Source organism: Chlorogloeopsis sp. ULAP02 (genome assembly GCF_038404745.2).
Taxonomy (GTDB): Bacteria; Cyanobacteriota; Cyanobacteriia; order Cyanobacteriales; family Nostocaceae; genus Chlorogloeopsis.
Window position 1 is genome coordinate 91,369 of the sequence record NZ_JAYKTT020000079.1, and the last position, 7,813, is coordinate 99,181.

Sequence of the window (7,813 nt, forward strand, 5' to 3'; positions counted from 1 at the left end):
TAAGAATTAGCTAGCAAAAGGTTAAGAACGAGGATTATTTGCTAGGCAAAATTTAAGTAAAAAATACACAAGTTTGTGATTATGAATCACGGTATGATGAGAAAATATATCCTCAAATTATAGTTCCTTAGATTTTTTCGCTACACCGATGAGGAGCTCAACTTGTATCGATACATCAGGAAAGGCTAGGGTTGAAATAGTGCCTGTGGTGAGTGTCAGTTCAGTTGTGTGTTGCCCATTTTTGAGTTCACGAAATACTTTTAGTTGCGGTGTTTTCAGGTTGACAACCCAATATTCAGTAATGTCTGCCTCAGCGTAAATTTCTTTTTTCTCACCTAAATATTTGCTGAGAGTGGCATTGGAGAATTCAATCACCCAGAAAATATCTTCAGGGTAAGGATGGTGTTCTAGGTAAACTTCACCTAAGGTTTTGACAAAGCAATGTCGCAAGTCGAGAAACCCGCAAAGGCATAGTGGCTCCCCTTTCTAAGGGGTTGGGGGATCTGAGTGCGTAAGTCCCAATACCTACCCATTGAGAGTCAAGAGAATATTATGTATGATTATTGAAAATAATTTTTATTTGCTCAACCACTTTATTGCTGTGGAAAAATCGGAGAAGTAACACAACCCGACCGCCTACGGCACCTCACGCCAGTCCGCACAACGGGGGAAACCCCTGCAAGCGGCTGCCTCTCCTTGATAAGGGGAGGTTGGGAGGGGTTAAACATATATCACTCAAAAACTGAATTGGCATAATACATTCTCAGAAAATCCACTGCGATAAAACTCCCATATAGCTGTTTCAAATATATCAAGATAAAACTTAAAAATGCATATACTAACAGAAGAAGAATATGACCAGTTGTGTGAAGAAAGTATCAAAACAAATGGTAAACGATTATTAAATCATGATGGTTTTGATGAGATTTGTCAATGGGAAAATCAATTTGCTACAGGATTATTTTACGAAGTTGAACTACGTCCCGGACTAAGACTGATAATTGCAGATGCAATACATCATCAAGAGTTAAAAGTTTGGTCTCACCACGAACAATCCTATCCATTAATTTCTAAGTTTCATATTTCTGGGAATTTACGAACAATCACCCCAAGAATTAAAGAAATCGCAGATGATTATATTGAGAAAGTAGGAAAAAACTATTTGTTTTATTTACCTAATGTAGATGAAATTCATAATTTTTCAGATGGAGAGTATGAATCAGTGGTAGTTATTCATATAGATATTGATGTATTTAAAACTTTCAGTCAAGGCTTTGAATATTTACCAACTTCCTTACAAGCGTTAATCAAGAAAAATTCTCCACCCAGGTTTCATTATACTGTTGGAAAAATTACACCAGCAATGTTTGTGGTTTTGCAGCAAATTCTTGAACCCCCTTTTCAGGGAATGATGAAGCGGATGTATCTAGAAAGTAGAGTTTTAGAATTATTGGCACTGCAATTAAATCAGTTTTTGCATCAAGAACAAGCTATTCGAGCAGTTGCAAATTTAAGACCTGTAGATATTGAAAAAACCTATTATGCTAGAGATATTTTAATTCGTCGAATCGAGAATCCACCCTCACTAATTGATTTAGCAAAATTAGTCGGTTTTGGCGTTCGCAAACTGCGTTACTGTTTTCAAGAAGTATTTGGAACTACGGTATTTGGATATTTACACGATTATCGCATGGAGCAAGCAAAAATGATGTTAGCTGAAAGTAAGATGCAAGTTGCAGAAGTAGCGAACGCTGTTGGCTATTCACATTTGGGTTATTTTGCCAAGGCTTTTAAAGAAAAATTTGGAGTTTCACCGAAAGAATTCCAATGTGGTAAAAAGTCGCTTAAATAATATCATGAGGGGATTTAAGCAGATTGTGTTACTTTACTATTCTTCTCGATAAACTTCTCTACGATGACCTATTCTGACTACAGTTATTAATAAAATATCATCACAAATATTGTATAAAATACGATAATTACCTACTCTAACTCGATAGCGGTTTTCGCCGTTCTTAAGTTTTACAACGCCACTAGGACGTGGGTCGTTTGCAAGTTCATCAATTTTCCTTTGGATGCGTTCTTGCAGTTCTAGAGAAAGTTTATTAAATTGCTTCAATGCACCCTTAGAAAATTCAACTTTATAAATCATGCAATATTTCTTTTCATATTCCGTTTAATCTCTTCCCAAGGAATAGTACCGTTTTCTGCTATATCTTTTAATCCTTCTTCAAATTCTCTTTCATCCTCTTTATCTTCTTGATTACGAATTTTGAGTAGTTCTAAAATTTCTTGTAAAGTGTCATCATAAGCATTTTCTAACTCAGCATAAATTGCCTTGAGTAATGCTTGTTTATCTATTGTATGTTCCATATTTAAACCTCGTCGTCGAGAGAAGTTACTTTTGTCTTTAATTTCACGCTCACAAAAAGCTTAAAGCTTAGATTCATCTTGGTAACTTTACTTAGCTAATTTACGCCATTCTTGTCCAAGACAAACTGTTTCATCAAAAGTAGGGTCGTTTTCAAAGCTACCCGCAACTTTTAACCACCAGGGTTCTTTTCTCTTGAGGGACTCAGCTAATGTTTGTTTAATCTTTGCTAGTTCTTTTTCTAAAATTGCAACTCGCATTTCTAGTTGTTGAGAATATTCTTCAAGCTGCTGATTAGTCATTTGTGGTGGATAGCAAACTCTCTTAGAATTATACCGCTTTTTACGCAAGTAACCTTCGTCCAACATGATTAGAACACAAGTCAGTATTTTATATTTTTGCTAAAAAGCCACTTAAGTGATATAAAAATGCACTTCTACAGATAGACGGAACTAGATCAAACCTCGTAATCTAACTCTACGGGGGTATTTGAGAATCTTTATCTACAGGTGTAGGAGTTATGCAAAAATTTTTAGTGGCTTTTGGGCGGTTAAATTGGCAGTTATGGATTGTAGCTTTGTTATTAGTTACATCGCAACCAGTTTGGGCTGATACAAAACCAGAAAATGATGCAGAGATTCCCCACTTGAGCGAAATCGAACTTCCTGCAACTAGCGCTCGAATGTTGGTACAGTCATCAACTAATTCCCCTATTTCCCAAGAGGATGTTGTAACAATTACGGGTGTGAAAGCTAATCCCACAGATAAAGGTGTAGAGGTGATTTTACAAACCACTCAGGGGGAACAACTGCAAATCACCAATCGTAGTGCTGAGAATAACTTTATTGTTGATATTCCTAATGCCCAGCTGCGTTTACCCAATGGAGATGCTTTCATATTTCGCTCGGAAAAACCAGTGGAGGGAATTACTGAAATAACGGTTACGAATGTTGATGCGAATACTGTGCGGTTGACGGTAATCGCAGAGAAGGCTTTACCAACGGTTGAGTTATTTGATGATAATGTAGGTCTGGTTTTTGGTATAACTTCTGCCGCAACTGCAATGCAGCCTCCACTGCAACCAGAACCAGAGCAGCCCACAACTGATACACAGCAACAGCAACCAGCAGCGCAGCAGGATGAGCCGATTGAGTTGGTGGTTACGGGGGAACAAGATAGCTATAACGTACCAAATGCAAGTACAGCGACGCGGACGAATACACCATTGCGGGATATTCCCCAGTCGATTCAGGTTGTACCCCAGGAAGTATTGCGTGACCAAAATGTCATTCGCTTGGAAGAAGCTCTGAGAAACGTTCCTGGTATAACTACAAACGTCTCTTCGCTCTACTTTGCCAACCTTTTTAACATTCGAGGCTTCACAGCCGATCAGAGTAATTTTCTCAGGAACGGATTGAGAGATCGTCTTGCAGGAAATGCACTTGCAACTGATTTCTCTAATGTCGAAAGAGTCGAAGTACTCTTAGGTCCGGCTTCCGTTCTTTACGGTGGTGCTGCTCCAGGTGGAATCATTAACGTGGTAACGAAACAACCCCTGCAAGATCCATTTTATGCTATTGATGCCACCATTGGTAACTATGACTTCTATCGAGGTGGAATCGATTTATCTGGACCACTCAATGACTCTAGGACGGTTCTCTATCGCCTAAATGCATCCTATTTAGATCGGGGTAGCTTTGTCGATTTCTATGAAGACCAGAAGTTTACCATTTCGCCAACTGTAAGTTTTGAAATTGGTCAACGCACGCTTCTAACATTAGAAGCACAATATACAGATACAAACTATACCCCTTATTTTGGTATACCCGCCGTTGGCACCGTGCTTCTCAACCCAAATGGACGCATATCGCGTAACCGCTTTCCTGGAGATCCTGAAGGTCGCGCTGATAGAGTGTTCGGCAGAATTGGATATCGATTAGAACATCAATTCAGTGACAACTGGTCGCTACAAAATTCATTTCAGGTAGGGTTATTATCTGATGATACTAATGAAAGGTATTTCATCCCGACAGGTCTTCGCCCCGATAACCGAACCCTAGAGGGTATAAACTATGCCAGTTCTGGCAACTGGGAGACCTATGACTTGTCAACAGACCTAATCGGGAAATTTTCAACTGGCTCAATTGAGCATCAGTTAGTTCTTGGTCTATCGCTAAATAGGTACGATTATAGATATCAAGACAGATACGGAAATGCTGCCCCGATAGATCTATTTGACCCAGTTTATGGACAGCCCGGAGACCCTCTTAACATTGAGAGTACTTTTCGCAACACAGTAGATTCGATTGGGATTTATGTCCAAGATACAGTGACGCTGACAGATAATCTAAAATTATTGCTGGGCGGACGGTTTGACCTATTTAGGCAGATATTACAAGACGAAGACCAGTCGGGTGATGCCTTTAGCCCCCGTTTAGGCATTGTGTATCAGCCTATCCAGCCGATTTCACTCTATGCCAGCTACAGCAGATCATTTAACCCAGCACTTGGAGTTGCTTTTGATGGAAGCCAATTTCAGCCTGAACGGGGTACCCAGTATGAAGTTGGAGTCAAGGCAGACTTAAATGAGCAATTGTCTGCGACCCTCGCTTTTTACGACTTGACCCGCTCTAATGTCTTAACGGCTGACACTAGACCCGGCGTACCACCAGGATTTTCAAATCAAACTGGGGAACAGCGCAGCTGGGGTGTTGAACTTACCGTTCAAGGGGAGATTTTGCCAGGATGGAACATTATTGCGGGGTATGCTTACACCGATGCTCAAATTACTGAAGACAATACCCTGCCTAAAGGTAATCGTTTGAGAAATATCCCTAAAAATGCCATAAACCTATGGACAACCTACGAGATTCAATCAGGAGATTTTCAAGGCTTAGGATTTGGGCTGGGATTATTCTTTGCAGGGGAGCGGCAAGGTGATTTAGGCAATACATTCCAACTTCCGAGCTATTTGCGAACAGATGCAGCAGTTTTCTATAAACGCGATCGGTTTCGTGCTGCCCTCAACTTTAGGAATCTATTCAACGTAGATTATTTTGAAAGTGCTGCAAGTAGATTACGAGTTTATCCTGGAGAACCATTCACAGTACAGGGTACGATTTCATGGGAGTTTTAAGTAAAGCTACACCAGTGAAAATATTGCAATGCCGTACTACTTATCTGCTCTTCCTGGAAATCTTGGTTTTTTCAGTCGTTTTGGCTTGTGGCAGAAACGTTAATTACACTGCCAAATATTCGGAACAATCAGCTCCAGAATGCCGGGTCGTGCAGCATATTGCAGGAGAAACTTGCGTTCCGAATCATCCTAAACGGGTTGTTACCATTCCTTTTTTGACTTTAGCTCATGCTATTCTTCTCGATATTAAGCCAATTGGTAGCACCTCTTCTGGCTACGGTCTTGGCTATGATTTGTCAGAGGAATCAACTGCGACTTATCTAAGCAATCAAACTTTTCTGGGAGATAAGGCAGCAGGGATACAGGACGTAGGCGAAACGTACATGCCTAACCTGGAGAAAATATTGGAGCTTAAGCCCGATTTAATTTTGAGTTGGCAAGCTACTCAGGATATTTATCCTCTACTTTCTCAGATTAGCCCTACCGTTTTGGCTCCCTGGCAGGGTCCACCATCTTGGAAAGAAAATTTTAGCTTTGTAGCTAAGGCATTAGGAAAAGAGGAAGCTGCACAGCAAGCCTGGGATCGCTATTATCAGCGCATTGAAGAACTAAAAATAGCATTAGGCGATCAATATCAAGACAAGAAAATTTCTGTTATTAATCTTGGTGGTGGAGTTATCTTGGCTCACGCCAAAAATTCATTTTCGGGTTTTATTCTGGATGATATTGGATTGCAACGCCCAGAATTACAAAATGTTGTTACACCTTTTGGTTCCATCTTGAATATCTCTGAAGAAAGACTTCAGGAAATAGACGGTGATGTTTTATTTGTTCTAGTTTTTGACTCAAGAGACAAAAATAAGCTTGAAAATCTGCAACGAAAGCCGCTCTGGAAGAAGCTCAAAGCCGTTCAGCAAGGTCAGGTTTATCTTGTCGATAGTGGTGCGTGGGCTGGGAACAGCTTGCTTGCTGCTGATGCTGTAATTGATGACCTCTACAAATACCTCGTCAACACTCCTTAAAGTAATGCCCAAACACACGTTATTCTGGAAACAATGTCCTCAACTGTTGCCATATGCTATTTTCGCAAAAATTCCACCTGTAGCCACACAAAATTATATTACTTAGCAAAAATCAACCCCAAACAAAAAGCCTTGTTGATTAATCCAAACTTGTAAATCACCCATACTGCTAAAATCAAGCAACGCTACTCTACGAGAAGCCGCTTCGCGTCTACACCGAGATTTTCCAATTGTTCCAAAGGTAGAGTTTCTATGCGCTGACGTACCTCTTGAGGTAATACTCCTACCCGTCGGGTTAATAGACGCATAACAAGCGATCTTTCTCTTTGTAATCCTCGTTTTTCTCCCTCCTGTAGTCCTTCCTCAAGGATTTCCTGATAAATTACTGACTCGCGCATCATACCCTCCCGGAATAATTGTCGAATTAAATCCTTCCTATATTTTAATCCCGCTAAGATTTGCGTATAAGCAGATATTTCTCCTCGTTTGTTCACAGAAATTTGATTAACTTTTTCCACAACTTGTTGCAATAAATTATCCAAGGACATTAGTTATCATCGTGTTAAAGGATTTTTATTCTGTGCTGCTGCAATTATAGTTTGTTCAATTCTCTTCAACCTTGTTTGTTGGCGTTTAGCACTTTCAATCCAAAAGAGGATATTCTTTTTAGATGAGTTACTAAATGTCTCAAAATGCATCTTGGCAGTTTCGTTTGCTTCTAATTCTTGCTTTAAAACTGTCGGAATTATTAACTCTTCTATCGCATCTAACGTATTCCATGAACCATCTTTTTTTGCTGTTTCAATTTTTTCCAAACCGGCTTTAGTCATCAAACCTTGTTCTATAAGTTCTTCAATATATTGCTTATTTAACTTTGACCATACGCTTTTCGGTTTGCGGGGTGTAAATATTTGCATATAACGTTTTTCATCTAATGATTTAACTTTACTGTCAATCCAACCAAAGCATAAGGCTTCTTTGACTGCTTCACTATATTTAATGCTTGGTTTACCACTTTTTACTTTATAGTAGACGAGCCATACACCCCCGGATATCTGATGGTTTTGCTCTAACCATTCTCGCCATTCTTCACGATTTTTGGCATAAAAGGTGTACAGTTGATTATTAGGTTTAGACATAATAGAAAGTTATTTCATGTTTGAATTTTATCAACATTTGTACGGTATAGCACTCTTATATAGTAGTCCTAAATTGTTCATGAAAAACAAGATCCCCGACTTCTCAAAGAAGTCGGGGATCTGTGTCATTAATAACTAAATTAAA

General features: G+C 39.4%; 9 protein-coding genes. 3 read left to right on the top strand and 6 right to left on the bottom strand.

Annotation, left to right across the window (positions count from 1 at the left end):
* Positions 1-117: 117 nt before the first annotated feature.
* Positions 118-450 carry a Uma2 family endonuclease gene (locus U2718_RS28460; RefSeq protein WP_341993587.1) on the bottom strand — a complete coding sequence of 111 codons (333 nt, stop codon included), beginning with the start codon at positions 448-450 and terminating at the stop codon, positions 118-120.
* Positions 451-829: 379 nt separating this feature from the next.
* Between U2718_RS28460 and U2718_RS28465 the strand changes: the two genes are divergently transcribed.
* Positions 830-1,852, top strand: coding sequence for an AraC family transcriptional regulator (locus U2718_RS28465; protein ID WP_341993589.1), 1,023 nt, complete (start codon positions 830-832; stop codon positions 1,850-1,852).
* 36 nt (positions 1,853-1,888) lie between these two features.
* On the opposite strand, the gene U2718_RS28470 is transcribed toward U2718_RS28465, so the two are convergent.
* The 3 genes from U2718_RS28470 to U2718_RS28480 form a co-directional block, all read right to left on the bottom strand.
* Positions 1,889-2,152 carry a type II toxin-antitoxin system RelE/ParE family toxin gene (locus U2718_RS28470; RefSeq protein WP_341993591.1) on the bottom strand — a complete coding sequence of 88 codons (264 nt, stop codon included), beginning with the start codon at positions 2,150-2,152 and terminating at the stop codon, positions 1,889-1,891.
* Positions 2,149-2,373, bottom strand: a complete 225-nt coding sequence (locus U2718_RS28475; RefSeq protein ID WP_289790893.1) for a hypothetical protein — start codon at positions 2,371-2,373, stop codon at positions 2,149-2,151. The genes U2718_RS28470 and U2718_RS28475 overlap by 4 nt, the downstream gene beginning before the upstream one ends.
* Positions 2,374-2,460: 87 nt before the next feature.
* Complete coding sequence (locus U2718_RS28480) at positions 2,461-2,673, bottom strand: hypothetical protein (protein WP_341993594.1); 213 nt, start codon at positions 2,671-2,673, stop codon at positions 2,461-2,463.
* 218 nt (positions 2,674-2,891) lie between these two features.
* Between U2718_RS28480 and U2718_RS28485 the strand changes: the two genes are divergently transcribed.
* On the top strand, positions 2,892-5,507 hold the full coding sequence (locus U2718_RS28485) for a TonB-dependent siderophore receptor (protein ID WP_341993595.1): 2,616 nt from the start codon (positions 2,892-2,894) through the stop codon (positions 5,505-5,507).
* Complete coding sequence (locus U2718_RS28490; protein ID WP_341993596.1) at positions 5,495-6,529, top strand: iron-siderophore ABC transporter substrate-binding protein; 1,035 nt, start codon at positions 5,495-5,497, stop codon at positions 6,527-6,529. The genes U2718_RS28485 and U2718_RS28490 overlap by 13 nt, the downstream gene beginning before the upstream one ends.
* A gap of 185 nt (positions 6,530-6,714) precedes the next feature.
* Here U2718_RS28490 and U2718_RS28495 read toward each other — a convergent pair whose 3' ends face one another.
* Together U2718_RS28495 and U2718_RS28500 are read right to left on the bottom strand one after the other, a co-directional pair.
* Entirely contained in the window at positions 6,715-7,077 is a 363-nt protein-coding gene (locus U2718_RS28495; protein WP_341993598.1) for a DUF4351 domain-containing protein, read from the bottom strand.
* Between the two features lie 6 nt (positions 7,078-7,083).
* Entirely contained in the window at positions 7,084-7,668 is a 585-nt protein-coding gene (locus U2718_RS28500; RefSeq protein ID WP_341993600.1) for a YdeI/OmpD-associated family protein, read from the bottom strand.
* Positions 7,669-7,813 lie beyond the last annotated feature (145 nt).

Coding starts and splice junctions, on each gene's coding strand:
- U2718_RS28500 (WP_341993600.1), bottom strand. CDS start 7,668: ATGTCTAAACCTAATAATCAACTGTACACCTTTTATGCCAAAAATCGT.
- U2718_RS28470 (WP_341993591.1), bottom strand. CDS start 2,152: ATGATTTATAAAGTTGAATTTTCTAAGGGTGCATTGAAGCAATTTAAT.
- U2718_RS28480 (WP_341993594.1), bottom strand. CDS start 2,673: ATGACTAATCAGCAGCTTGAAGAATATTCTCAACAACTAGAAATGCGA.
- U2718_RS28490 (WP_341993596.1), top strand. CDS start 5,495: ATGGGAGTTTTAAGTAAAGCTACACCAGTGAAAATATTGCAATGCCGT.
- U2718_RS28465 (WP_341993589.1), top strand. CDS start 830: ATGCATATACTAACAGAAGAAGAATATGACCAGTTGTGTGAAGAAAGT.
- U2718_RS28475 (WP_289790893.1), bottom strand. CDS start 2,373: ATGGAACATACAATAGATAAACAAGCATTACTCAAGGCAATTTATGCT.
- U2718_RS28485 (WP_341993595.1), top strand. CDS start 2,892: ATGCAAAAATTTTTAGTGGCTTTTGGGCGGTTAAATTGGCAGTTATGG.
- U2718_RS28495 (WP_341993598.1), bottom strand. CDS start 7,077: ATGTCCTTGGATAATTTATTGCAACAAGTTGTGGAAAAAGTTAATCAA.